Source organism: Candidatus Nitrotoga fabula (genome assembly GCF_905221025.1).
Taxonomy (GTDB): Bacteria; Pseudomonadota; Gammaproteobacteria; order Burkholderiales; family Gallionellaceae; genus Nitrotoga; species Nitrotoga fabula.
In genome coordinates this window covers 50,187-76,660 of record NZ_CAJNBL010000024.1, presented here as the reverse complement: position 1 = coordinate 76,660, position 26,474 = coordinate 50,187, and the positions used below count along the sequence as shown (strand labels likewise).

The window sequence follows — 26,474 nt, the reverse complement described above, 5'->3', positions numbered from 1 at the left end:
TATTATTTTTTATAAACCAAAATTTATCCATTGCAATCATAGCATTTCGTTATCTCATAGAAAACCATCCTTCTATGCTGCAATATTAACTTTTAACCGTACTTGTATAAATTTCCAGGCAATGAATTGCACACATGTTCTTTACAACTGCCCAAATATCGAAGTTTAGACAAATCAAATCTTTGTGTTACTTCCCAGAATGAACTGACAAGGAATGGCTACGTCATAGTGGTACTGGTATCAATTATGAGAAATCGGATTGATATCCCTGCTTAATTTAGTGCTGAATTTAGGGACGGATAACTGTTTCAATTCACAACCCCTCCATCTTCCTTGATTTCGGAATAACATCTGCTATGCGGAAACACTATCCGGAAAGTGCTACCCCTGCCTTCCTCACTGACAATTTCCAGTTGCGCCTGATGTCGGCTGGCAATATGTTTAACGATAGCCAACCCCAAGCCTGTACCCCCAGTTTCTCTTGAGCGGCTACGATCCACCCGATAAAAACGCTCTGTGAGGCGCGGAATATGCTTCTGTGCAATTCCTATACCACTGTCCTGCACACTAAATACCAACTGATCTCCCTGCGCATACCAACTAATCAAAATATGCCCTCCTTGAGGAGTATAACGAATTGCATTGGATATCAGGTTAACAAATGCACTATGAAGTTCATCCCTGCTTCCAAGCAGATTAGAGCTACTCAGCAACTCCAAGCGCAAAACATGTTTCTCTGCGCTTAAAGTCTGCCCCTCCTGGTATAATGTGTGCAAAAATACTGACATATCCAGAATTTCTTCCTGCAACGCATTCCGCACATCTTCCAGCCTGGACAAAGCGAGTAGATCATCCACAAGTCGCTCCATATGCCGGGCCTGTTCGCTCATTAAGTACAGCGCACGCCGCGCCATCCCATTCTCGAGATTGGGCATATCATTCAAAGTCTCGACAAAACCTGTAACTACCGTTAACGGTGTGCGTAATTCGTGCGATACATTGGCGACAAAATCACGACGCATCGTTTCTATACGCTCCAGATGAGTAATATCGCTGCTGATCAATAATAGCTTGCTATTGCCATAATGAATCAGCTTAATCGACAAAGATAGCCCATTTTGCCGAGTGCCACGTAACACCATGGGTTCATTGAAATCATGCAGGGCAAGATACTGTACAAACTCAGGCTGGCGTGCCAGGTAGGTAATCTGCTGACCAATATCGCGCTTGCAATCCACGCCAAAATGTTGCTCAGCCAAAGGATTACACCATTCAATGTGGTAAGTCTCATCAAGTATGACTACCCCTTCCGGCAATGCCGAAATGGCCTGTTCCATATGCTGTAGCGCCGCTACACGTTGTGCATGCTCTTCCCGGTGCTGGCGCATCATCCGGTTTATCCGAATAAATGCCTCCTCCCACAGCCCAAAACCATCAGGAACAATACGCTTATCGGGGTCCGCCAGCCAATAATCAAGTGCCACAAGCTGACGCACATGCAGAAACATGTATAGCAGCAAAAATACAACATAAAACAGAGCAGCAGTTAGTGCCCCAAAGATCGCCCAGAATAGGAGAGAAAATAACAAAAAAACCAAAGGAACAACAGATGCACGCCACCAATAATCAGACATGGTAGAGCCTTATATAAATTCAAACCACGCCACGCTTGGATGCATGAAATAACCGTTCCATATTGCCTAATTGCATGAGAAACGGTAACCGCTTCCTCGCACGGTTTGAATCAAATTATCCAGACCGAATGGCTCAAGCGCTTGACGCAAACGACGGATATGCACATCGACGGTACGCTCTTCTACAAACACGTGGTCCCCCCAAACATTGTCAAGCAACTGCGAACGGCTATAAACCCTCTCTGGATGAACCATAAAGAAATGCAGCAATCGAAATTCAGTCGGCCCCAAATCTACCATTGTTCCATTCGCACTGATACGATGCATCACTGGGGATAACTCTAACCCGCCTGCAGATATCGTTTCATCGCTTATCTGTGGCACCCGTCTCCGAAGCACTGCACGAATGCGAGCCATCAGTTCACGCGGCGAAAAAGGCTTGGTTATATAATCATCCGCCCCGGATTCCAGACCCAGAATTTTGTCACGTTCTTCAGTGCGAGCAGTCAACATAATAATGGGAATGTGACGGGTGCGCTGATCCGCGCGAAGACGGCGCGCCAATTCCACCCCACTCATACCGGGCAGCATCCAGTCGAGCAGAATCAAATCTGGAAGGGAATGACTGATATGCAGCCAAGCACTTTCAGCATCATCAACCTTGAGCGCAAGATGCCCGCATTGCGCTATATTGAACATCAAGAGTTCCTGTATTGCCGGTTCATCTTCCACTACCAGAATTTTCGCGGTCATGATTCTTCCCGTTGATCACATAAAACATAATATGCATGATATGTCAGATTTGTGACAACAACATGACAGCTGCATTCTGCAATCAACATGAGATACGGCGGCGACTTTTCAGATCAGGCAGCAATGAACCAATCACCATGCCGGATATACTCATCAATAGACCTGCCAACTGCGGTGGCCAGAGCCCTTCAGGATTAAAAATTTCAAGCAACAGCCAGCAAGACAACCCGCCGGAAATTGCAAATAACGCACCCTGCGTGTTCGCGCGTTTCCAGTACAACCCGCTCACCAGCGGGACAAAAGCAACAACCAAGGTCACCTTATATGCATTCCCAACCATAGTATAAATGCTCGAAGAGGACTTAAGGGCAAACAAGGTAACTATCAGGGCAAAGCACGCAACAACCGTGCGCATAGTCCACAAGAAGTGCCGATCACTCTGGTGGCCTATAAGGCCTTTCAGGATATTTTCGGCAAACGTTACGGAAGGTGCCAGCAACGTCCCGCTGGCGGTACTCATAATTGCAGAAAGCAGGGCTCCAAAAAACATCACTTGGGCAAACACCGGCGTGTGCTCCATGATCAATGTAGGCAGAATCAGCTGAGAATCTTTATCAATCAACCTGGCTACCATACCCGGATCAATCAGCGTAGCGGAATAAGCTAGGAACAGCGGAACAAAAGCAAACATAAAATACAGAATGCCACCAAGTAACGCGCCACGTACGGCCGTTTTCTCACTTTTTGCGGACATTACACGCTGAAATACATCCTGTTGGGGAATGGAACCAAGCATCATGGTTACCGCCGCTCCAACAAACGCCAGTATATCCCTGGTCTCCATGCGCGGCCAGAAATCGAATTTATTCGCCTGGACTGCATGATCTATTACCATAACAACCCCACCCGCCATGCCAGACAATAACCAAGCCAGGTACAGCATCCCAAAAACGATGATCGTCATCTGAAGAGCATCTGTCATGGCCACCGACCACATACCGCCAAACATGGTGTATACCAACACAATGACTGCCCCAACCACCATGCCTTCTCCAGGTGAAATTGCCCCCTGAGTGATGAAGGAAAAAACCAGACCCAGTGCTGTAATTTGTGCGGCAACCCAGCCCAGATAGGAAGTAATGATAGCCAAGCTGGTCAGCACTTCTACCGTACGGTTGTAGCGTAGACGGAAATAGTCGCCGACGGTAATGAGATTCATCCGATACAGTCTGGAAGCGAAGAACAATCCCACCAGAATAAGACACATGCTGGCCCCGAAAGGATCTTCAACTATCCCTCCCAATCCTTCCTGAACAAACCTTGCTGATATCCCCAGCACCGTCTCAGCGCCAAACCAAGTAGCAAATACTGTAGCGGTAACAATATATAACGGCAAATGCCGCCCGGCCATTACATAATCCTTGACATTTCGTACTCGGGTAGCCGCGTACAAACCAACCCCAATGGAAACCATCAAATAAAGAATAACTAACCAAATTAACATAAGAAGCCTGCAGAAACTTTACAAAGAGCGCGGATTGTAGCAGTCATCAGGAAACTTGAAGATCAATAAAAAAGGCTCCCGGGGGAGCCTTTTAGGACAACCGATATGACGGTGTACAACGATTACAAATCTCCAGCATGCTCGGCCAGATATTTCGCCACACCTTCTGAAGATGCATCCATTCCAGCCTTTCCTTTCTTCCAGCCAGCTGGGCATACCTCGCCATTTTGCTCAAAGAACTGCAATGCGTCCACCATGCGCAACATTTCATCAATATCGCGACCAAGAGGCAGATCATTCACAACCTGATGGCGTACTATACCATTACGGTCAATCAAAAATGAGCCTCGAAAAGCCACGCCATCCTGATGTTCCACATCATAGGCACGGCAGATATCATGTTTAACGTCAGCAACCAGAGGGTAACGCACCGGGCCAATCCCCCCTTTGTCAACCGGCGTATTCTTCCAGGCCAGATGAGTAAACTGGGAATCAATGGAAATACCAATTACCTCGGTTTGCCGTTTGCTGAACTCATCCAGCCGATGATCAAAGGCGATCAGCTCGGAAGGGCAGACAAATGTAAAATCCAGCGGATAGAAAAATACCACGCCATACTTCCCACCCAGCTGTTTTTTCAAATTAAAGGTTTCGTTTATTTCATTGTTGCCCATTACTGCAGCCGCAGTAAAATCAGGAGCAGGTTTTCCGACCAGAACAGCCATGATATTTTCCCTTTAGTTGACTTATTTCCAAGGTATGAAATTTAGCGAGTGGGCGAGTAGATGTCAACCAGAACACCCGAAACTAACCGGTACAAATTACACCGCATTCATTTCAGCATATGTCATTCCATGCCGGATTGATCATAGTTTTTAGTGGATTAGTTCCCACTTTGTGAATTTCTTACCCATGTCAAATTTTCAACCGGAAGTGTGCGCTCAGTATAAATAAAATAAGAGGGCTTGCCTTTTCCACCGGACGCCCTGAAAACAAAGCTAGCCGGTTTTTTCTCATCTTGGGCAATTCTAAGGGCTGCATATAACGCATCCAGAGTATCAACCTTCTGTCCATTGATGGAATTGAGTACATCCATTTTTTCAATTTCTTTAAAATTCCCCAGCGAACCTTCTTCAACATAATAAACCGCAATCTTGCCCGGATTAAAATCATCTTTTCCCATATGGGGTGGGGTTTCACAAAAAAGCGCCCCGGAAAACATAACGCATGCTTTGTCGTTTACTTTCTTTGCAGCCTCCAGCTTTCCATTTATTACCATATCCTGCCCTTCGCGCCGAATTCGGACAGAAACTTCACCTAGCCTTCCACGAAGGGCATGGATCAGCTGAGTTTCATTTTGAACGGATTCTGCTATCCCTGGCACGCCAAGGATTTCATCACCAGCCCGAAAATCAAACTCCACAGGGTCAAACAAACTACGGGCAACTTTAAGCTTTCCCCGTTCATTGGATGTCTTAAAAAAAACCAGAGGCAGATCAGGGGGAGAAGGATCCTTTCCTTCACGCAACAATTCCAGCACACGGCAAGCATATTTCATAGGTACGGCGAAATTACTGTTCTGCGCATCGCTCATGCTTGATGTGTTGATACCAACAATACGCCCGGAAGAAAGACTGATCAAAGGCCCCCCTGAATTCCCTGGATTAATTGGTGCATCGGTTTGCAGCATTTCCGAATCATATCTGGATGTATGCCCTGAAATAATGCCTCGCGTTCCGGTAAATTTTAATCCGTTCGGATGACCGAAAGTTCCTACGGTTAAGCCAACCGGTGGCAAATTTGTGCATTCCAGTTCGGGTAATGGAACCGTAACATTTTGTGCTTCCTTGCCAATACTGATGACCGCCAGATCAAGGAATGGATCCACATATTCTTTTTGCGCAGGTACAAACTCCCTGTCAAAAAAAGCGACTTCCAACCGTGCCGGTGAACGAGAAACTACATGGGCATTAGTCATAATCCAGCCACGTTCTTTATCCACGACAAATCCGGCACCGAACCCGGCACCCTTGTTATCACTCCCAAATGGAATAGAAACGGCTTTCCTAATTTGTACGGTATATTGCTGCGCCTTAGAAAAAACATCCTCATCATTTCCAGCGTGAGCTGAAATAATGCCTGCGAAAAAAAGTCCAACTATTATCCCGGTATAATTGGCTATGATATTTCCATCAATGGTTTTCAAATCAGATATATCCTAAAAAACAAATCCATGGGATTTACAGTCCCTGCCATCAATTCATAATTTTTCAACCAAGGAACAATCCCGTTAAGCCCATGAAATTACCGCAGCAAAAAAATTCTTAAATAAACCCAAGAATGCTTAACATACTAAGTGCACTCAAATAATCAAGGAGCTGAAAATCCGCCAGAAGAAGGAGACAAATGGTAATAATCAGGTGGGGGGGGAGGCGGTGTACCGCTTGGCGGTGGCGGCGGTATAGTAGCACCAGCAGCAGAAGGTTGAGGAGGTTTGGAGGCCGTTGAAGAAAATATTTTTGTGCCTTTAACAGTTGTCTGCCGGGAATAATCGAATCCTCCAGGAACAGGGACGCGATGCCCTTTCACATACATGCACTGCTGATAGGCATGGTCATAGCGCTGCTGAAGACTGTATCCCGAATATTCCCCCGCACTGGAGCCAGCGACGGAACCAAAAATCAAACCGGCGCCAGCCCCTGCGGCAGCACCTTCATGCCCACCCATCAATGCACCTGCCGCTGCACCGATTGCAGTCCCAACCACTGCACTTTTTACGCCACTATCCGCTGCAGAAGAAGCTGCCGAACCACCGCCAATCTGAGTGCTGGCATATTGCCTGCAATCCATATCATCCATGCGAAATTGATCAAAATTTTTTCCCGTACCCGGCAACACAAGCACATCCGGACCAGTCGGGATCGACGTACATGCTCCCAGCGCCAGCACCAGGCCTAACAGGGTTGAAAACCGGACTATTTTAAGATTCATGGCATAGAGGGCTTTTCTAGATTATCTGGAACAGACTTGCCTGTCGCAGGTTGATCGCCTGAAGCAGGCGCCGGTTCGGGGGCAACCCTCAGCCATCCGCCAGGACATTGAGCAACATATGGATAATATCCTTTGGCATCGACACAGTAATACCACCAGGATCCCTGTTCCTCCTGAGAATAAGAATCTGGCTGGGCTTCCTGCACAACTTCCTGCTGATTGTCACCCCGTTCAATGTAAACCACAGGTGCAGGCTGCACTACGGGATACGTAGGAACAACGGGCGGATAATAATAGGGCATCCCGTAGAAGCCGGATCCGTAAAATCTGGAACCATAGTATGGATTATATCTGTAGTGATACCCAATAGGTGCACCAAAGTAAATCCCCACTCTCGATCCGCCACGCCATCCTTGACCACCATAACGGTGACCGCCTGAAGGAGGAGCATGCCTGACTCCACCGTGCCCACCACTCATGCCAGGCCCTCCTCCTCTGCCCCCCGGACCTCCGCCCGGCCTGGCTGCCTGTGCGAAAGCCGTATCACTTATCCAGGCTCCAGCCGACAAAATAAAAATCAGCATTGTCAAACACCTGTTAATTTTAAGCGCCTTCATTATTTCTCTCCCTATCGGACAGATACGCAGCTCAAGCGATGGTAACACCAGCCTTCAATACAACCTCGAAACGATCGCCTTATTCAAGAAATTTAAAAAACTGATCAGCAACCGATATACTATCCCTACTCTTCATCATCAATAATACGCTAGAAAGCCACTCTCCACACCAAAAACGCATGGCCAGTGGGACCGTTGACAACTAATTCTGGCATGAACATCATCACCCTGACCTGAAACATGCCTGGGTTCTTCCTGCCAACATTAACCCTAAAACTTACAGCCAGCTGAATTTTGAACTCCAAGGACACAAGCCAGTCTATCTTTTTTTACCAAATCATCCTCCATCCTGACTGCAATGAGATGATGCAACACTGAAAATTCACTCGTTCATAAATACGAAGATCTTATATTCGCTGGCGTACATACTGACACACCCTACGAATAGAATATATCCACTAAATTGACTGAATGGAAGTGACACCCTGGCACCAGAACCCATTCTGGATATCCAACTCTGCCACCAGACACTATATCCATGCAATATTAAACACAGTTATGGAACTGGAAGGAATATCTCAACAACTGAAATCAGAAAAACTGATCTCAAGCTGACATCAAGTATCATCCAGATGTCCCCAGCGCAACAAATGCTGAAGAAAAATTCAAGAAAATTACATAGAGCATCATAAAACACTCCACAAGAAGCAACGGAAACTTCAACCTTCAGTTTAAAAGAATATTTCAAGAGGAGATAACCATGAAAATTGAGCACACTGAAGTACTCTGGATGGATCAATATCAAAAACTATCTTTCACAGACCTGGCCAAATTATCTGGGCTATCAGAAGAAGTGCTTACCGAACTGGTTAACTACGAAGCCATTGTGCCCATCGAAATAGATGCAGAAAAACAGACTTTCGATGCAAGCTGCCTGGCAATCGCAAAAACCGCTTGCCGTTTGCAGAATGATTTTGGACTGGACACGCATGGCCTGGCTGTCACCCTTACGCTGCTTGCCAGAATTCAAGACCTGGAAACCCAGCTGCACGACCTTCGCATGCAACTGCCAAGGCAGATTTAGAATAAATTTTTGATACATAAAATACAGGACAAAAACACTCTGTGTAAGCAGATAAATGCTGTATTGATTCCTCGCACAACTTTCCCAGAAACCTGATGTACCCTTCCAAGATTATTGCTGCACCCATATAGTTGATAATTATTGAAGAGATTGACCGGCCTCCATACCAAATGCAACACATGCGAATTTTATTGATTTTTCTGTCCGCAACATCTGCGGATTCCTGGCGAGCCACAAGCTCCATTGTTGATACAATTAAACACCTGGAATCAAACACGGATTGAATCATGTGCGGAATTATCGGAGCCATAGCCAAAAACAATGTCGTTCCCGTCCTTCTTCAAGGTTTGCAGCGCTTGGAATACCGGGGCTACGACTCTGCCGGCCTCGCTACCATTGACAACAACAAACTGCAACGCATCCGCAGCATCGGGCGCGTTGCAGATTTAGCCAGGCAAAGCTCCACTGCCTGTGGATATATCGGTATTGCCCACACACGCTGGGCAACACACGGAGAACCCAGCGAACGGAATGCGCACCCACATCTAAGTGGCAATCTCATTGCCGTAGTGCATAACGGCATCATCGAAAATTACGAAGAACTGCGCATGCAGTTGACCACGCAAGGTTTCCTGTTCACCTCAGATACAGATAGCGAGGTCATCGCCCATCTGATCCATAGCCACTATTCACGCGGAAACAGCCTTCTGGCTGCCACCCAGACAGCCATTGGCCAATTAACTGGAGCTTACGCCATTGGTGTGATGGCTGCAGACAACTCGAACCAGATCATTTGCGCACGCAAAGGTAGTCCGTTGCTATTAGGGTTGGGAACAGATGGCCATTACATTGCATCGGATCTGTCCGCCCTGCTACCGATAACCAACAACATCTTGTATCTGCAAGATGGTGATGTGGCTGAAGTGAGCCTGAGCGGATATCAAATATTTGATGCCAATGGAAATACCGTAGAGCGCGCGGTAAACATTTGCAAACTCCACAGCAGCAAAGCAGAACTGGGAGAATACCGCCACTACATGCAGAAAGAAATTCACGAACAACCCCAAGCACTAATAAACACACTGGAAGGAGTCTGTAATAGCCAAGCGCTGGTTCCTGGCATTTTTGGAGCCGATGCGGCCAGAATTTTCCCACAAATCGAAAAAATCCTGATCCTTGCCTGTGGCACAAGTCACCATGCCGGCATGGTTGCACGTTACTGGCTCGAAGAAATAGCAGGCATTTCCTGTACCGTGGAAATCGCCAGTGAGTACCGCTACCGCGTGAGCGTACCTGATCCCGGATCTCTAGTGCTGACCATATCCCAATCAGGCGAAACCGCCGATACCCTTGCTGCGCTCAATCACGCCAAGGATCTGGGCCACACCCATACCCTTTCCATATGCAATGTACCGGAAAGCGCACTGACCAGACTTTCCGGACTGCACTTTCTGACCCATGCCGGCCCCGAAATTGGCGTTGCATCCACCAAGGCATTCACCACGCAATTAGCGGCATTATTTATACTTACGCTGATTCTCGCCAAACAGCGCGGGGGGCTGGACTCCAAAGAAGAGTACAATTACCTGCATGCATTGCGCCATTTACCCACCGCAGTCGATTCGGTACTCAAGCTCGCACCTGACATTGCACGGATAGCCGAGCGCTTTTCCGACAAACGCCATGCGCTATTCCTCGGACGCGGACTGCACTACCCCATTGCGCTGGAAGGAGCTCTCAAACTAAAGGAAATATCCTATATACATGCCGAAGCCTACCCTGCCGGAGAACTGAAGCATGGGCCACTGGCCCTAGTGGACAAAGAGATGCCGGTGATCGCCGTTGCCCCGAACGACACATTGCTGGCCAAGCTCAAATCCAACCTTCAGGAAGTCCGCGCACGTGGGGGAGAACTTTACGTATTCGCCGATGCCGGGACGCGCTTTCATTCAGGAGATGGCTTGCACCTGATACAGATGCCCGAGCATGCCGGTTACCTGAGTCCCATCCTGCATACCATTGCACTACAGCTACTGGCCTATTACGTCGCCCTACAAAAGGGAACCGATGTCGATAAGCCCCGTAATCTGGCTAAGTCAGTTACCGTGGAGTGAGTCGGTTGCAATATTATTTCTGGACTGCATGCAGGATGTATCCATGGCGTTGATTCATTAGTACCAGAAAACAGCAAGCCATCCCGGTCAATTAAACAAATCTTGGTTCCCGGCGATTCGCAAAAGAGCGCGCAACTCATGTCAACGACATGGCTTCCCTTATATAATGCGGCTCCTTGAAATCTGTTGTACTAAATTTCTCATGCTGCTCGTTTCCCCAAACCCCCGTCCACGATTCACCCAGTTACATGGTTCATCCGATGCCCTGGCACTGGCCCAGTATGCCGGCCAGCATGCACCGCTGGCAATCATTTCAGCCAGTGCTCTGGAGGCTCAACGGCTGGTTGAGGAAATCCCTTTTTTTTCCCCTGACCTGCGCGTACATCTGCTCCCGGACTGGGAAACTCTTCCCTACGATCATTTTTCGCCACACCAGGATCTGATCTCCGAACGACTGGCTACGCTGCATCATATCCGCAGCCAGTCGTGCGACGTAATCGTCGTCCCGATTACCACTGCACTTTATCCACTGCCGCCTGTGGAATACCTAGCAGCATATACTTTCTTCCTCAAGCGCGGAGAGAAACTGAATACCGGCAAATTGCGCGAACAAATGACCCTGGCTGGCTACACCCATGTCCAGCAGGTTCTGATGCCCGGGGAATACTGCGTACGAGGCAGTCTGATTGACCTTTTCCCGATGGGCAGCGTCGCACCGTACCGAATAGATCTTTTCGACGACGAAATTGATACGATTGCCACCTTTGATGTCGATACTCAGCGCACCATCTACCCAGTTCAGGATATACGCCTGTTGCCGGCACGTGAATTTCCGTTGGACGAAACCGGCCAGACACGTTTCCGTAGTAATTTCCGCGACCGTTTTGAGGGGGATCCATCCAAATCTGGAATTTACAAGGGAATAAGCAATGGCACTCCTCCTGCCGGAATTGAATATTACCTGCCACTATTTTTCGAACGTACCGCTACCCTGCTGGAATATTTGCCTGCCCATGCCACGTTGTGCCTGCATCACAACGTAAGTGCCGCCATTGCCACTTTTGCAAAGGATGCCCAGTCCCGTTACAACCTGCTGCGCGGCGATCCGCAACGCCCCTTGCTGGAACCACGGGAACTATTCATGAGCGCGGAAGATTTTTTCATCGCCGCTAAGAATTTCAACAGAATTGATCTGGTTGAAGCCGTCGTCGCTTCCCCCCGGACTGATCTCGACGCAGAAACCGAAAATTACAAGAATTCAGAACTGCCCTCTGAGGAAGGAACATCAAAGCACCTTGTACCGTGTGCCACTCAAAAATTGCCCGACATTGCGGTTAACCGCCGGGCAGACATCCCAGTCCATGCACTTCAGGATTTTCTGCAAAACCACCGTGGCCGTGCACTATTGCTGGCCGATAGCCTTGGTCGGCGCGAAATCATGGCCGAATATCTGCGCGAATACGGCCTGACACCTGCACTCTGCGAGAACTATGCCCAGTTCCTGAATAGTAGCGCCCCTTTCATGCTTTCCGTGGGGGGAATACAAAATGGCTTCATGCTGACGGATGAACAACTGGCGATTATTACCGAAAATGAATTGTATGCCTCACAACCTCGCAACCGGGCTGCACGCCCGGCCAAAAAAAGCAGCATAGAAGGAATGCTGCGCGACCTCTCCGAACTCAAGCAGGGCGACCCGGTAGTACATGAACAACACGGCATTGCCCGTTATCAAGGGCTGGTAAACCTGAACCTTGGTGAAGGCGAAAACGAATTTCTGCTGCTGGAATATGATGGCGGAGACAAGCTATATGTCCCGGTAGCCCAACTGCACGTAATCAGCCGGTACAGCGGAGGCGCTCCGGAATCTGCACCATTACACAGACTGGGTAGCGGTGCCTGGGAGAAAGCCAAGCGGCGAGCCATGCAGCAGGTTCGAGACACTGCCGCCGAACTGCTCAATCTGTACGCGCAGCGCGCCATGCGCAAAGGACATCAATTCAAGTTACTGCAGCATGATTATGAAGCATTTTCCGCCGGCTTTGGTTTTGAAGAAACACCCGATCAGGCCGCTGCCATTACAGCAGTGATTTCCGACCTGCAAAGCGGCAAACCCATGGACCGGCTTATCTGTGGAGATGTAGGTTTCGGTAAAACGGAAGTTGCCCTGCGCGCAGCCTTTGTTGCTGCGATGGATGGGAAGCAGGTGGCCGTTCTGGTACCCACTACCCTGCTCGCAGAACAACACTATCAGAATTTCTGCACCCGCTTTGCCGACTGGCCCATCAAAATTGGCCAGCTGTCACGCTTCCGCTCTGCCAAGGAGCAGACCCAACTGCTAAAAGATATGGAAGATGGCCGTGTGGACATCATGATCGGGACACACAAACTGATCCAGAAAGGAATACGATTCCAAAATCTGGGACTGATCATTATTGACGAAGAACATCGTTTTGGTGTGCAGCAAAAGGAGCGCCTCAAGTCTCTGCGTGCCGAAGTAGATGTACTCACCCTTACCGCCACCCCGATCCCGCGCACTCTGGCAATGTCTCTGGAAGGATTGCGTGATTTTTCAGTTATTGCCACTGCACCACAACGCCGCCTGTCAATCAAAACCTTTGTCAGCAATTTCAGCCAGGGCATTATTCGAGAAGCGGCGCTGCGTGAACTAAAGCGCGGTGGCCAGATTTATTTCCTGCATAACGAAGTAGAAACCATCGCCAACATGGCGGAGAAACTGGAAACGCTACTTCCCGAGGCACGCATCCGAATCGCACACGGCCAGATGGCAGAACGCGACCTGGAATCTGTGATGCGTGATTTTTACCAGCAACGCTTCAATGTACTGCTTTGCACAACCATTATTGAAACCGGTATTGATGTCCCTACGGCCAATACCATTCTCATTAACCGTGCAGACCGCTTCGGCTTGGCACAACTGCACCAGCTGCGTGGAAGGATCGGGCGTTCGCATCATCAGGCGTATGCATATTTGCTGGTGGACAACCTGGAAGGCCTCACTCCGCAGGCAAAGAAACGACTGGAAGCAATCCAGGCAATGGAGCAACTTGGCAGTGGTTTCTATCTTGCGATGCACGACCTTGAAATACGGGGCGCGGGAGAAGTGCTCGGGGAATCGCAAAGCGGAGAAATGCACGAGATTGGTTTCTCTCTTTACACGGATATGCTCAACGCAGCGATTACTTCCCTCAGACTGGGCCATGAACCGGATATGGCGCATCCTCTCGGGGTAGCCACGGAAATCAATCTGCACACCCCGGCCCTCTTACCCCATGATTACTGTAGCGACATCCACCAGCGCCTGGTTCTTTATAAACGGCTGGCCAACTGCACCAAACCGGAAGAACTGGACGACATGCAACAGGAATTGGTTGACCGATTCGGCCTTCTTCCTCCCCCTGCACATACACTTCTGGACTGCCACAGGCTTCGCATCACTGCCAAAAAGCTTGGTATAATGAAACTGGATGCTTCCAGCGAAGGGATCCAAATCCAGTTCATTCCCAATCCTCCAATCGATCCAGTACGCATCATTACGCTGATTCAAACCAAGCGCCAGTACAAATTGAACGGTCGGGACAAACTGAAGATTGAACTTAAATACAGCGATATCACCCAACGTGTTATGGCGGTCAAAAATTTTTTCAATGAGCTCTCGTAACCCGTTTTTTCAACGCAAAAAATTTCCGGATCCCTTTAATGAGCTCTCGTAACCCGTTTTTTCAACGCAAAAAATTTCCGGATCCCTTTGAGGAAATAACCGGCTGCCTTTTATCATTAACATACCCGTAACACATTATAGGCACATGAACTGCATTATTCAGGGCATACAATGCATCGCCCCTGCCCATCTGAACCATCTTATGGCGCTGACTGAAGCCTCTGGCATTGAACAGTCGGCAGAACATGCATACAGGTTATTGAATGCTCGGCCCCATGCCGATATTGCTGCCTTTTGTTACGAGCACCAGCTCGACTATGGCTTTGTACGTCCTGACCAGAAATTATCAGATTTCGGCCTGGTTGTGATGGATATGGATTCCACCCTGATCTCTATTGAATGCATTGATGAGATCGCCGATATGTTCCACATCAAGCCGCAAGTAGCGGCCATCACGGAAGCTGCAATGCGTGGAGAGATTGATTTCTGCGAAAGCCTGCGCCGCCGTGTAGCTTTACTGGCCGGTCTGGAAGAAAGCGCATTGCAGCGCGTTTATGACGAACGCCTGCAACTCAATCGCGGCGCCGTAACCATGTTGGATAAATTAAAACGAAATGGTGTCAAGATCATGCTGGTATCAGGTGGATTTGTCTTTTTTACCGACCGCCTGAAACAACGCCTGGATCTCGACTATGCTCGGGCAAACACACTGGAAATTGTCAACGGCAAGCTTACCGGCAACCTCCTGGGACCCATTCTGGATGCGCAAGGCAAGGCGGACTCTCTGGTTTGCATCCGTGATGAATTAGGACTCAGGCCGGAACAGGTCATTGCCATGGGTGATGGGGCCAATGATCTTAAGATGATGGCACAAGCAGGCGTCAGTATCGCCTATCACGCAAAACCGGTTGTACTCGCACAAGCCAGTTATGCGTTAAATTTTGCAGGACTGGATGGACTGGTAAACCTGTTTTCCAACTGAATCCAGTAGTCCATCTTGCACCGGGAATACGCAACACGCTATACCACCAATCCTATTACCGTTAACGACAAAAGAAACCAGACACTATGAATTTTAAAGAGTTTATCCTGTCTTTCAGAGTACACACCGCCCCCATTCCGCTCACCGAAAGAATACGTAGTGCGGTAATCAGCGGGATAGCCATTTTCCTGCTGGGATTCGCAATCCAATTCCTGCCGGAGTTCAACTTTCCCCTGGCCATGATTAGCTCAATCGCTGCTTCCACAGTGCTACTCTTTGTTGTACCGCACAGTCCGATGGCACAGCCATGGCCAGTATTCGGCGGGCATGCTTTTTCTGCGTTGGCTGGCTGGTTATGCGGTCAGTCCATCCAGGACCCAGTACTTGCGGCAGGTTGCGCGGTAGGACTTGCAATCATTCTGATGCACTCCTTTCATTGCCTGCATCCGCCTGGCGCTGCCACGGCACTCATGCTGGTATTATTTAACACACATTTCAATTCTTTGGGCTGGGCATGGGTTACCGGGGCAGTGCTGGCAAATACCGGAATTGCCTTATTACTTGCACTATTGATCAACAACCTGTTACCAGGCCGGCATTACCCGATGCGGCATACTCCAGAACCCATACTGAAGACAGATCATCTGCAACTGAAACGCGAAGACATTGAATGGGCGCTTACGCAAATTGATGGTGTAGTGGATGTCACGGAAGAAGACCTGATGGATATATACGAGCTTGCTATCCGGCATGCAAAAAGCCAAAAGAAAAACAACCCTAAATCCTGATTCAGCGCCTTAATGCGTCTGAAAATAGCGCTTATGTTTTCTCCCTCAATAACTTGAAAAATCCGTGACAGCACCGGGAATCCAAAAGCTGACTGCAAACAACCTGATTTTACCCCCCGGCACTGACATCACGCTGTTTACTCCTCAATGATCTCCACACGGGTCATCTCATCGCCCTGTTGGATAGCATGAACCACATCCATGCCTTCAATGACTTTCCCAAAAACCGTATGCTTCCCATCCAGATGAGGCTGAGGGCTATGCGTAATGAAAAACTGACTGCCATTACTATCAGGTCCTGCGTTCGCCATGGAAAGATATCCGGTACCGTGCTTGAGCGGATTACCGATGGTTTCGTCACCAAATCTGTAACCTGGCCCGCCTCTTCCGGTACCAGTCGGATCACCACCCTGAATCATAAAATCACGGATTACACGATGGAAACGGACGCCATTGTAAAAATCCTCGCGAGCCAGAAAAACAAAGTTATTTACCGTTTCTGGAGCATGCTGCGGATACAGTTCAATCACAATTTTTCCACGTCCAGTTTCAATCACAACTTTATATGATTTTTTTGGATCAATCTGCATTGCAGGGGGGGCTGTCCATTGCTTCGACATTTCTGATTTCCTTTTTTTAAAAAGTTACTTAGGTTTGAAACGAATCTCCAATACGAATCAAAATACCTGACAGTTCCAGTCCTCATCTGCCGGCTTGCCCAGCATGAACTGGCTATGCAGATTTTCTGAAAGCAATCATCACAGCCCATGCACCCAGCAACACATACAGCAGCAGGGACCACTCAGGTATACCCAGACCGAGAAGGGTCCAGCCCTTCTCGGCACATTCTCCAGAACCATGCATCAGCTCTTTCCATACTTCAGCCATGGGAAAACTTTCCAACATATAGTCCAGACCCGGTCCACAGGCAGGCACCTGCTCTTTAGGTAAATGCTGCAACCAGATATGCCGGCCAGCGGCAGCCACACCGCTTATCGCCAGGAAAGACAACAGTCCTGCGTATGCTTTCGCGCCACCCCGTCCAGGGTTATGCAACGCAGCCATTGCAAACAGAACAAGCATGGCAATAAAAATTACGCGCTGAATCATGCACAGAGGGCATGGCTCCTGATGCAACACATACTGCAAGTAAAGCGCCGTACCGAATACCACGGCAATGACCAATGCCGCAGCCAAATAAAACCAGCGATTCGAAAGCTTGTAGCACCTATTTGGAAATATCATCGTGCAATACCTGTATTATTTCTGGTTGCATCCGGATACTGAACTTGCCAGCATGACTAGGCAACAGATTTGTACTGCCCACGCAGCGTCCCGATTTTATTTTTCAGCAGCGCTATCGTGAAATCCACGTCCTCCAGGGTAGTGAACCGCCCCACGGAAAAGCGGATCGCACTGCGCGCCAGTCCGTCGCTGCACCCAAGGCTGCGCAGCACATAAGATGGCTCAAGACTTGCGGAAGTGCAGGCAGAACCACTGGATACGGCGATTTCACTTAACTCCTGGATTAGGGAGTCACCATCAACATGACCAAAACTGACATTGAGATTATGGGGAACGCGTTGCTTCAGATCACCGTTCAGATACACATCTGTCATACCGGACATGCCCTGCCACAGGCGGTCGCGCAAACTGCGTACCCTCTCGTTTTCAATCTCCATTTCCATTTTCGCAATGCGAAATGCTTCTCCCATTCCGGCAATCTGATGAGTAGCCAGGGTACCAGAGCGCATACCGCGCTCATGGCCGCCGCCGTGCATCTGCGCTTCAAGACGCACTCGCGGCCTGCGCCGCACATATAGTGCCCCGATTCCTTTCGGTCCATACGTTTTATGTGCAGAAAACGACATCAAATCCACATTAAGCCCACGCAGATCAATTGCAATTTTCCCGGTAGCCTGTGCAGCATCTACATGAAACAGAATGCCGCGTGCTCGGCAGATTTCCCCAATCGCGGCAATGTCCTGGATCACTCCGATTTCATTATTGACATACATTATCGAAACGATAATGGTATCCGGGCGCAACGCTGCCTCGAACTTTCCCAGATCAAGCAGTCCATTCGGCTCAGGGTCAAGATAAGTAGCTGAAAAACCATGCCTTTCCAGTTCAAATACCGTATCAAGCACAGCCTTGTGCTCAATTTTCATTGTAACAAGATGTTTTCCCTTGCTCTGATAAAAATACGCTGCCCCTTTCAGGGCCAGATTGTTGGACTCGGTTGCACCTGACGTCCAGATGATTTCCCTGGGGTCAGCATTTACCAGTGCAGCAACCTGCTCACGCGCAAGCTCAACTGCGCCTTCCGCTGCACGGCCATAGGCATGCGAGCTTGCCGGGTTGCCAAACTGCTCTGTCAAATATGGAATCATTATCCCGGCAACACGCGGATCAACTGGCGTGGTAGCGGCATAATCCAGATAAATCGGTCCATGCAAATTCATATTATTTATGGGTGTAATTTATGATTCACGCGCCAGTGCCAAAAATTCAGTCCGCAATGCCAGATTAGGCTGAAGCTCACCAAGCATGGCAGACGTAACCGTTTCCTCTCCCCCGACACTGATGCCCCTGCTTTCCATGCACATATGCCGGCAACGTATCACCACACCGGCTGCCTTAGGCTGAAGATGCACCATCAGTGCCTCGGCAATCTGGATGGTCAGGCGCTCCTGCACCTGTAACCGCCTGGAAAAACAATTAACCAGACGCGTCAGTTTGGACAAACCCACTATTTTCCCATCCGGAACATAACCAATCGTAGCCTTGCCAAAAAAAGGAGCCAGATGATGCTCACAATGGCTGTATACCGGTATACCCCGTATCACGATAAGCTCATTGTATTTTTCTGCCCCGTCTTCAAATACCTTTAGAATTTCTTCCGGATCCTGTGTGTACCCGGAAGTCCAGTGCTTCCATGCACCCACAAGGCGGGATGGTGTTTCGACCAGGCCGGGCCTATCCGGATCCTCCCCCAGGCTTGCCAGAAGCCGGCGCCAATCCTGCTCGGTAAACTGCTGTTCTGACATCTATAATATTCCTGTCAATGTAAGGATCCATAAAACCCTGTCATCGTTCCTCACAATCAGCTTGTTCATTCAGCCTTCCATAACCCGGGGCCGCTATAACACTGTAGGCTCAGATCACCCGAACGAATTACGGTCAAGACTAGTCCCAGCGATTGTCCCTCACCTGAATTTCGCCATTTTCAGTGCGCACGGGAAAAGATGCGGTCGGCTCATAAGCCGGCGCAGTCAGTGCCTCACCCGTCCTTATGCAGAAACGTGCACCATGACGCGGACATATGATCTCATCCCCTTCCACTGTGCCACCGGTCAGCTGCCCTCCATCATGCGTGCATACATCCTCAATGGCATAGTATTGTCCTTCAAGATTAAATACCACTGCCTTTGTACCATCCAGATCTACAGCCCTGAATTCACCCGGCGCGAGTTCTCCAGTCTGCGCTACTGTCACCCAGTCACCCATTCCTATCCCCATTCTGATTCATTCTGGACACAATTCCTGCATTAGTTAGCAATTTAAAAATTTTCCCCCAAAACAGCTCGTCCATATTCAATAGGTTGGCATTGCTCCATCAACCTGCTGGGCCCAGGCATGTATACCACCGGTCAGATTATTTACCCGGCTGAATCCGTTCTGTTCTAAAAAAACAGCAACCTGCATGCTACGCATGCCATGGTGACATATGCAAACCACAGGCTGTTCAGGTTTGAGCTCCGAAAGCTTTTCCGGAACGACATTCATTGGCATAGAGCAGGAACCATCAATATGACAAGTCTGGAATTCCCATGGTTCACGTACATCCAGCAATACCGGTTTCTCCCGTGTCTGGTCCTCAAGCCATGCGGCCAATTCCGTTGCAGTTAAGGTATTCATAATATTAAAAGCCATTCTTTCATAAGCAAAATTCAACCCTCTGCTTTAGATTCAAACTTCATCCTGTAAAAGATTTAACCCGGTTACCGGCCTCGGGCCAGTACCAGGATAAACCAGAAAAAAACAATGGAAACCTAAACAGACAGAACTTCAATTTCCGGCTCAATGGTTCGTAACAGATTCGTGATACTAATGAGCGTGGTGGATATAGAACTCGGACATGATCCGCATGCACCCTGAAGATGCACACTTAAAAAATTACCCGAGAAACCGACTACATGGAGATCCCCACCATCACTTCGCAGGTAGGGACGAATCTTCTCATCCAGCATTGCATTGATCTTATCAAAGCGCTCCTGATCCTCCGGGCTCAGGCCGGCAATTACCACGGCCGCGGCCGCAACCAGTGCTTCCGAAGACGCCTCCGCTGCCGGTGCCTCACGCAATGGCACTGCAATCAGGCGTGCCAGTTGTGGCCAGTGCGCCTTGCCATCCTGCGTTATTGTTACGCACTTATCCACATAAAACACATTGGTTACATGTTCAATTGCAAACAACGCCGCTGCAAGGGGATCCTCCTTGGCTTCCTCTGCATTATCATAAGAACGGGATATCCCCCAAGTAATGGGCTCCCTGAGCAGAAATTTCACCGCGTTCGGATTAGGCGTGTCTTCTATTTCAGCAATTTTTGGCATTTTCATTCCCTAAAAATTCAAGCCGCATGTTTCATTCCTGCATCATCCCAAAAGTAATTGGCTGATTTTCCCGACCGCATCCCCGATACTTTCATTCTTATTACAATATTGCCGACAATTTCTTCATGTCACCCCGCTTGAAAATTTCAACCATATTTCATCTACCCAAATACCTGCTCAATATCCATGAAGAAACTTCCCTCAACATAAAAGCAAGCCAGCACAGGATTCTAGGATTTTGAGCCGCGTCTGTTTTTCCATCAAGCCATTCAGACAATAATAAGAAATAATTGCTCTGTGCAATCAGGTTGTTTTCAACAAAATAGGGGCGATATGTTTAAAAACCCTTCATGTAATCCCTGACACATCAGCAGCAAAACATTGCACGCATTTCAGGCATCCCCGATCGGGGTCTGCATAGGATCGGCATCCGCCTCGGTTGAAGTCGTTCCCACTGCGTTAAACGCGCCATTAAGCGTATGCCACGGCAAAATTGCGCATTTGACACGGGTTGGCAAATCTTTCACCCCAGAAAACACTGCCAGTCTGCCAATATGTGGACAGGCCTCATGGGGCACCCTGCCGGTCGTCATAGCAAGAAATTCCTGAATCAGCGTTTCCGCCTCCTCACGCGTCTTACCTTTTACGGAAGTGGTCATCATGGATGCGGATGCCTTGCATATCGCACAGGATTCTCCCTGAAACGCGATATTACTGATACGACCCTCGTCGACAACGACATCCACGGTAATATGGTCACCACACAGGGGATTATGTCCAACCGCATGATGGCTGGGGCATTCAATCGTGCCGTAATTTCGCGGCTTCTTGTTGTGATCTAGGATCACCTCTTGATACAGAGATTTATAATCAGCCATTATGTAAATATTTTCTGTACGTTACGAATGCCGGCAACCAGCGCATCTACCTCATCCAGAGTGTTATAGAACGCAAAGGATGCACGCGAGGTGGCTGGCACTTTAAAACGCTGCATGACCGGTTGCGCGCAATGATGCCCGGTACGCACGGCGATCCCTTCCTGATTGAGCAGCGTTCCGATGTCATGCGGGTGCACGCCGTTCACCGCAAAGGACAATACTGCAGCCTTCTGCCCGGCAGTACCAATGATTCGCACCCCTGGCATGGATTGCACCTGATCGGTTGCATACTTCAGCAAGGCATGTTCGTGTGCAGCTATAGCGTCCATTCCGATCCCTGACAGATAATCCACTGCCGCACCAAGCCCGATTGCCGCCGCGATAGGAGGAGTACCTGCCTCGAATTTATGCGGAATGGTGTTGTAGGTAGTTTTTTCGAACGTTACCGACAGGATCATGTCGCCTCCGCCTTTGAACGGCTGCATGTCCTCCAGTATCGAAGCACGGCCATACAGAATGCCAATACCCGTAGGACCGCACAGCTTGTGCCCTGAAAAGGCGTAAAAATCACAGTCCAGGTCCTGCACATCCACTGCGGTATGCGGAGCCGCCTGCGCGCCATCCACCAGTACGGGCACTCCACGGGCATGGGCAAACGCAATCATTTCCTTTACCGGATTGATGGAACCCAGCGCATTGGACACATGAGTTACACCCACAAACTTGGTACGCTCGTTAAACAGTTTTTCATACTCGTCCACCAGCAATTCACCGGCGTCATTTACCGGAACGACGCGTATCCTTGCACCTTTTTCTTCGGCCAGCATCTGCCACGGCACAATGTTTGCATGGTGTTCAAGCGTGGTGAGAATAATCTCATCCCCAGCACAAATATATTTACGACCATAGCCATGCATCACCAGGTTGATTGCCTCGGTGGTGCCACTGGTGAAAATCACCTCTCGCTCTTCCCTGGCGTTGATAAAATGCTGCAATTTGCGACGCGCCACTTCAAACTCGGAAGTGGCAACCTCCGACAGATAATGCACTCCACGATGAATATTGGCGTGCTGCTTCGTCTGGTAATGTACCAGTCGATCAATCACCTGCCGAGGCATCTGGCTCGATGCGGCGTTATCCAGATAAACCAGCGGCTTGTCGTTTACCGTTATCCCGAGAATCGGAAAATCAGCGCGGATATTCTCGACATCCAGCAAGGAAGACGAACGAGTTTCTAGTGCGGTCTGAATTGCATTCATGGCTGGACGGTCGTCTGGTCAAGTACAGTTTGTTCCAGTAGCGATTTCAGTGATGGAACGGGAATACGTTCGATAATTTCCGCCCCGAACGCATAGGTAAGCATATTACGCGCTACCGTCTCGGATAAACCGCGGCTTTGCAGATAGAAAACCTCCTCGCTGTCGAGCTGACCAATGGTCGCGCCATGCGTGCATTTCACATCATCAGCGAATATTTCAAGTTGCGGCTTGGTGTCGACATGAGCTTTATTGGTCAGCAAAAGATTTCGGCTGGACTGCCTGGAATCGGTCCGCTGCGCGCCCTGGCGCACCATGATCTTACCGTTGAATACGGCATGCGCACCACCGCCAACGATACACTTATGCAACTGGTGACTCATGGCATGCGGCTTTGCATGGTCAATGCAGGTATGGGTATCCGCCAGTTGACGCCCCGCAATCAGAGCCAGTCCATCCACTGCACACTCTGCCTCCTCTGCTAACCGCACATTCAGGTTATACCGCGAAATGCGGGCACCAAATGCAACACTTACCGACTGGTAGTTGCTGGCACGTGCTAGCGATACCGCACCGTTCGCAATGTGAACTGCCTTCATCCCTTCGCGCTGTACCCGTATATGGTTTACGCGGGCATTCTCTGCCAGCACGATTTCTGTTACAGCATTGGTAAAATAGGCATCCTCCTGCAATGAAACGTAATCCTCGATTACCGTCACCACACTGCCGGATCCTGCCAACAACAAGCAGCGCGGATAGCTTGCCACATCCTTTTGTGTCGCAATGAACAAAAGATGTACCGGTGCGGAAACTGAAACATCCTGTGGCACGACGACCAGCGCAGCGTCTTGCAGAAATGCGGTATTGAGTGCGGAAAACACCTCATTGCGAAATTCCGCATAACGGCCGAGACAGGACTCCAGCGCCACTGCATTCGCAGCAAGGCCCGCTTCCAGATTCACTACCGACACGCCATTGTCTGTATCTATTATGGAAAGATGCGGGGCATACACGCCATCAACGAACACCAGACGGGAAGCGGCTTCTTCAATCCGGAAGCGACCGGCTTCCTCGGCCTGAAGGTCAACCGTTGTGCGTACCGGATGAAATGACATCCTGTTGAGCTGAGAAATATCCGTAAACCGCCATTCTTCATCACGCTGGGTGGGCACCGTCAAAACGCCGACACGGTCAACCGCCTCCGAGCGCAGCGTGTTAAGCCACGCCAGCGGGCTTGCAGGGACATGAGGCCTGCCCGCCAGCAGGCTTTCAAGGTATCCCGCATTCACGGTATCAGAGGTACTCATGCCGCCGCCTCCGATGCAGCCTTGCACTCGGCCCCGACCCAGTCATATCCGCGCGCTTCGAGCTCCAGCGCCAGTTCCTTGTCGCCGGTCTTGATGATGCGCCCTGCTTCCATCACATGCACATAATCAGGTACGATGTAATTTAACAGGCGCTGATAGTGGGTAACCATTACAATCGCATTATCCTTGCCGGCAAGCTGATTGACGCCATTTGCGACAATCCTGAGCGCATCGATATCAAGGCCCGAATCGGTCTCGTCAAGTATAGCCAGCCGGGGATCCAGCATGGCCATTTGCAGTATCTCGTTGCGCTTTTTTTCGCCGCCAGAAAAACCTTCATTCACGCTACGCTCCAGGAAATCAGGGCTCATCTCAAGCAACTTCATCTTCTCGCGCACATAGTCATCGAACTCAAGCGGATCAAGTTCTTCCTTGTCGCGGTGAGTCTGTACGGTATTGTAGGTAAGGCGCAGAAACTGACTATTGATCACACCGGGAATCTCGATCGGGTACTGGAAAGCCAGAAATACTCCCGCACGCGCACGCTCTTCCGGCTCCATATCAAACAGGTTCTGGCCTTCGAACATCACGGTTCCGCCCGTAACTTCATAGGCTGAATGACCCGCAAGAATTTTTGAAAAAGTGCTCTTCCCGGAGCCATTTGGCCCCATAATGGCGTGTACTTCGCCACGCCTTACCGTCAAATCCAGCCCCTTCAGAATTTCGGTACCATTTACGCTTGCGCACAACCCACGTACTTCGAGCACAATCTTGCTGTCTGGATAAATCATCCAACACTCCCTTCTAGTTTGAAACTGAGCAGCGCGGTTGCTTCGACCGCAAACTCCATTGGTAATTGCTGAAATACGTCTTTACAGAACCCGTTGATAATCATGGATACCGCGGCCTCTGCATCAATGCCGCGCTGCGCAAAATAAAAGAGCTGATCCTCGCCGATTTTCGATGTCGATGCTTCATGTTCCACCTGAGAACAATTGTTCGCCACCTGAATATAGGGAAAGGTATGAGCGCCGGAATGATGCCCGACCAGCATCGAATCACACTGCGAATAATTGCGTGCCCCGGTAGCGCTTGGAGCCACTTTGACCAAGCCACGGTAACTATTATTGGAATGGCCTGCTGAAATACCTTTGCTCACAATCGTGCTGCGAGTGTTCTTTCCGATATGTATCATTTTGGTGCCGGTATCAGCCTGTTGATAATGATTGGTAACCGCCACAGAATAGAACTCTCCAACTGAATTATCGCCAAGCAACACGCATGAAGGATACTTCCAGGTGATTGCCGAACCAGTTTCAACCTGTGTCCATGAAATACGTGAATTGACCCCCTTGGCCAGACCACGCTTGGTCACAAAATTGTAAATGCCGCCTACACCTTTCTCATCTCCGGCATACCAGTTTTGTACCGTCGAATATTTAATGTCGGCATTATCGAGCGCAACCAGCTCGACTACTGCGGCATGCAGCTGATTGCTGCTGAAAGCCGGGGCAGTACACCCCTCCAGATAGGAAACGGAAGCGCCTTCTTCAGCAACGATCAAAGTCCGCTCGAACTGGCCTGATTCCTCAGTATTTATACGGAAATAAGTCGACAGATCCATCGGGCATTTCACCCCTTTGGGGATATAGCAGAATGAACCATCGGTAAAAACTGCAGAATTCAGCGCAGCATAAAAATTATCCGTGGAAGGAATTACGGTACCAAGGTATTTCTGCACCAATTCAGGATGATCCTGAACCGCTTCAGACATGGAACAGAAAATGATTCCCACCTCGGCCAGCTTATCCTTATAGGTAGTCGCAACGGACACACTGTCGAAAATGACATCAACCGCTACACCGGCAAGTGCCATACGCTCATGCAAGGGTACACCCAGTTTTTCGAAAGTACGCAGCAATTCCGGATCGACTTCATCCATACTTTTCAGTTTTGGCTTCTGCTTGGGGGCAGAATAGTAACTGATCTCCTGGAAATCAATCTTCGGATAATGAACATTAGGCCATGTAGGCTCTTCCATCTTCAGCCAGGCTTCATAAGACTTCAGCCGGAACTCGAGAAGCCATTCTGGCTCTTTTTTCTTCGCGGAAATCATCCGGATGGTATCTGCATTCAATCCTTTCGGCGCAACATCTGATTCGATGCTGGTGACGAAACCATGCTTATATGGTTGATTGACGAGATTTTGCAGCGTTGCACTCATTGTGTTCCCTCCGGGAAATCATCAAAGTCGAATAAAAGCTTATC

24 protein-coding genes are annotated in these 26,474 nt (G+C 49.2%); 5 read left to right on the top strand and 19 right to left on the bottom strand.

Features of this window, described 5'->3' with window-relative positions; translation table 11 throughout:
• Positions 1-308: 308 nt before the first annotated feature.
• The 7 genes from phoR to KJA68_RS06435 form a co-directional block, all read right to left on the bottom strand.
• Positions 309-1,634 (bottom strand): phosphate regulon sensor histidine kinase PhoR, encoded by a 1,326-nt coding sequence (gene phoR, locus KJA68_RS06465; RefSeq protein ID WP_213036124.1) that lies wholly within the window; start codon positions 1,632-1,634, stop codon positions 309-311.
• Between the two features lie 66 nt (positions 1,635-1,700).
• Positions 1,701-2,387 (bottom strand): phosphate regulon transcriptional regulator PhoB, encoded by a 687-nt coding sequence (phoB, locus tag KJA68_RS06460; RefSeq protein ID WP_213036123.1) that lies wholly within the window; start codon positions 2,385-2,387, stop codon positions 1,701-1,703.
• A gap of 82 nt (positions 2,388-2,469) precedes the next feature.
• Positions 2,470-3,891: a high affinity choline transporter 1 gene (locus tag KJA68_RS06455; protein ID WP_213036122.1), complete on the bottom strand. Its 1,422-nt coding sequence runs from the start codon at positions 3,889-3,891 to the stop codon at positions 2,470-2,472.
• Between the two features lie 122 nt (positions 3,892-4,013).
• On the bottom strand, positions 4,014-4,616 hold the full coding sequence (locus KJA68_RS06450) for a peroxiredoxin (protein ID WP_213036121.1): 603 nt from the start codon (positions 4,614-4,616) through the stop codon (positions 4,014-4,016).
• Positions 4,617-4,774: 158 nt separating this feature from the next.
• Complete coding sequence (locus tag KJA68_RS06445; protein WP_213036120.1) at positions 4,775-6,097, bottom strand: S1C family serine protease; 1,323 nt, start codon at positions 6,095-6,097, stop codon at positions 4,775-4,777.
• 164 nt (positions 6,098-6,261) lie between these two features.
• On the bottom strand, positions 6,262-6,882 hold the full coding sequence (locus KJA68_RS06440) for a YMGG-like glycine zipper-containing protein (RefSeq protein ID WP_213036119.1): 621 nt from the start codon (positions 6,880-6,882) through the stop codon (positions 6,262-6,264).
• Entirely contained in the window at positions 6,879-7,466 is a 588-nt protein-coding gene (locus KJA68_RS06435; RefSeq protein WP_213036118.1) for a hypothetical protein, read from the bottom strand. The genes KJA68_RS06440 and KJA68_RS06435 overlap by 4 nt, the downstream gene beginning before the upstream one ends.
• A gap of 793 nt (positions 7,467-8,259) precedes the next feature.
• Here KJA68_RS06435 and KJA68_RS06430 point away from each other — a divergent pair.
• The 5 genes from KJA68_RS06430 (at position 8,260) to KJA68_RS06410 (ending at position 16,149) form a co-directional block, all read left to right on the top strand.
• Complete coding sequence (locus KJA68_RS06430) at positions 8,260-8,583, top strand: chaperone modulator CbpM (RefSeq protein ID WP_213036117.1); 324 nt, start codon at positions 8,260-8,262, stop codon at positions 8,581-8,583.
• A gap of 287 nt (positions 8,584-8,870) precedes the next feature.
• Positions 8,871-10,697 (top strand): glutamine--fructose-6-phosphate transaminase (isomerizing), encoded by a 1,827-nt coding sequence (glmS, locus tag KJA68_RS06425; RefSeq protein ID WP_213036116.1) that lies wholly within the window; start codon positions 8,871-8,873, stop codon positions 10,695-10,697.
• Between the two features lie 202 nt (positions 10,698-10,899).
• Positions 10,900-14,379 carry a transcription-repair coupling factor gene (mfd, locus tag KJA68_RS06420; RefSeq protein WP_213036115.1) on the top strand — a complete coding sequence of 1,160 codons (3,480 nt, stop codon included), beginning with the start codon at positions 10,900-10,902 and terminating at the stop codon, positions 14,377-14,379.
• A gap of 145 nt (positions 14,380-14,524) precedes the next feature.
• Positions 14,525-15,361, top strand: a complete 837-nt coding sequence (gene serB, locus KJA68_RS06415) for a phosphoserine phosphatase SerB (protein WP_213036114.1) — start codon at positions 14,525-14,527, stop codon at positions 15,359-15,361.
• An 86-nt stretch (positions 15,362-15,447) separates the two neighbouring features.
• Positions 15,448-16,149 (top strand): HPP family protein, encoded by a 702-nt coding sequence (locus tag KJA68_RS06410; RefSeq protein WP_213036113.1) that lies wholly within the window; start codon positions 15,448-15,450, stop codon positions 16,147-16,149.
• Positions 16,150-16,286: 137 nt separating this feature from the next.
• Here the strand turns inward: KJA68_RS06410 and KJA68_RS06405 are convergent, their stop codons facing one another.
• The 12 genes from KJA68_RS06405 to sufB form a co-directional block, all read right to left on the bottom strand.
• Entirely contained in the window at positions 16,287-16,769 is a 483-nt protein-coding gene (locus KJA68_RS06405; protein WP_281412148.1) for a peptidylprolyl isomerase, read from the bottom strand.
• Positions 16,770-16,881: 112 nt separating this feature from the next.
• Positions 16,882-17,394 carry a disulfide bond formation protein B gene (locus tag KJA68_RS06400; RefSeq protein WP_213036112.1) on the bottom strand — a complete coding sequence of 171 codons (513 nt, stop codon included), beginning with the start codon at positions 17,392-17,394 and terminating at the stop codon, positions 16,882-16,884.
• A 56-nt stretch (positions 17,395-17,450) separates the two neighbouring features.
• Entirely contained in the window at positions 17,451-18,614 is a 1,164-nt protein-coding gene (locus KJA68_RS06395) for an IscS subfamily cysteine desulfurase (protein WP_281412147.1), read from the bottom strand.
• Positions 18,615-18,632: 18 nt separating this feature from the next.
• The gene (gene folE / locus KJA68_RS06390; protein WP_213036111.1) at positions 18,633-19,199 is read right to left on the bottom strand and encodes a GTP cyclohydrolase I FolE; all 567 of its coding nucleotides are present in this window, start codon (positions 19,197-19,199) and stop codon (positions 18,633-18,635) included.
• A 139-nt stretch (positions 19,200-19,338) separates the two neighbouring features.
• On the bottom strand, positions 19,339-19,659 hold the full coding sequence (locus KJA68_RS06385) for a non-heme iron oxygenase ferredoxin subunit (RefSeq protein ID WP_213036110.1): 321 nt from the start codon (positions 19,657-19,659) through the stop codon (positions 19,339-19,341).
• Positions 19,660-19,746: 87 nt separating this feature from the next.
• Positions 19,747-20,085 carry a rhodanese-like domain-containing protein gene (locus KJA68_RS06380; protein ID WP_246487089.1) on the bottom strand — a complete coding sequence of 113 codons (339 nt, stop codon included), beginning with the start codon at positions 20,083-20,085 and terminating at the stop codon, positions 19,747-19,749.
• A gap of 119 nt (positions 20,086-20,204) precedes the next feature.
• Positions 20,205-20,765: a NifU family protein gene (locus KJA68_RS06375; RefSeq protein WP_213036109.1), complete on the bottom strand. Its 561-nt coding sequence runs from the start codon at positions 20,763-20,765 to the stop codon at positions 20,205-20,207.
• A gap of 392 nt (positions 20,766-21,157) precedes the next feature.
• Complete coding sequence (sufU, locus tag KJA68_RS06370; protein WP_213036108.1) at positions 21,158-21,643, bottom strand: Fe-S cluster assembly sulfur transfer protein SufU; 486 nt, start codon at positions 21,641-21,643, stop codon at positions 21,158-21,160.
• Positions 21,643-22,902, bottom strand: a complete 1,260-nt coding sequence (locus KJA68_RS06365) for a cysteine desulfurase (protein ID WP_213036107.1) — start codon at positions 22,900-22,902, stop codon at positions 21,643-21,645. The genes sufU and KJA68_RS06365 overlap by 1 nt, the downstream gene beginning before the upstream one ends.
• On the bottom strand, positions 22,899-24,206 hold the full coding sequence (sufD, locus tag KJA68_RS06360; protein WP_213036106.1) for a Fe-S cluster assembly protein SufD: 1,308 nt from the start codon (positions 24,204-24,206) through the stop codon (positions 22,899-22,901). The genes KJA68_RS06365 and sufD overlap by 4 nt, the downstream gene beginning before the upstream one ends.
• Positions 24,203-24,997: a Fe-S cluster assembly ATPase SufC gene (gene sufC / locus KJA68_RS06355; protein WP_213036105.1), complete on the bottom strand. Its 795-nt coding sequence runs from the start codon at positions 24,995-24,997 to the stop codon at positions 24,203-24,205. The genes sufD and sufC overlap by 4 nt, the downstream gene beginning before the upstream one ends.
• Entirely contained in the window at positions 24,994-26,430 is a 1,437-nt protein-coding gene (gene sufB / locus KJA68_RS06350; protein WP_213036104.1) for a Fe-S cluster assembly protein SufB, read from the bottom strand. The genes sufC and sufB overlap by 4 nt, the downstream gene beginning before the upstream one ends.
• Positions 26,431-26,474: the final 44 nt, after the last annotated feature.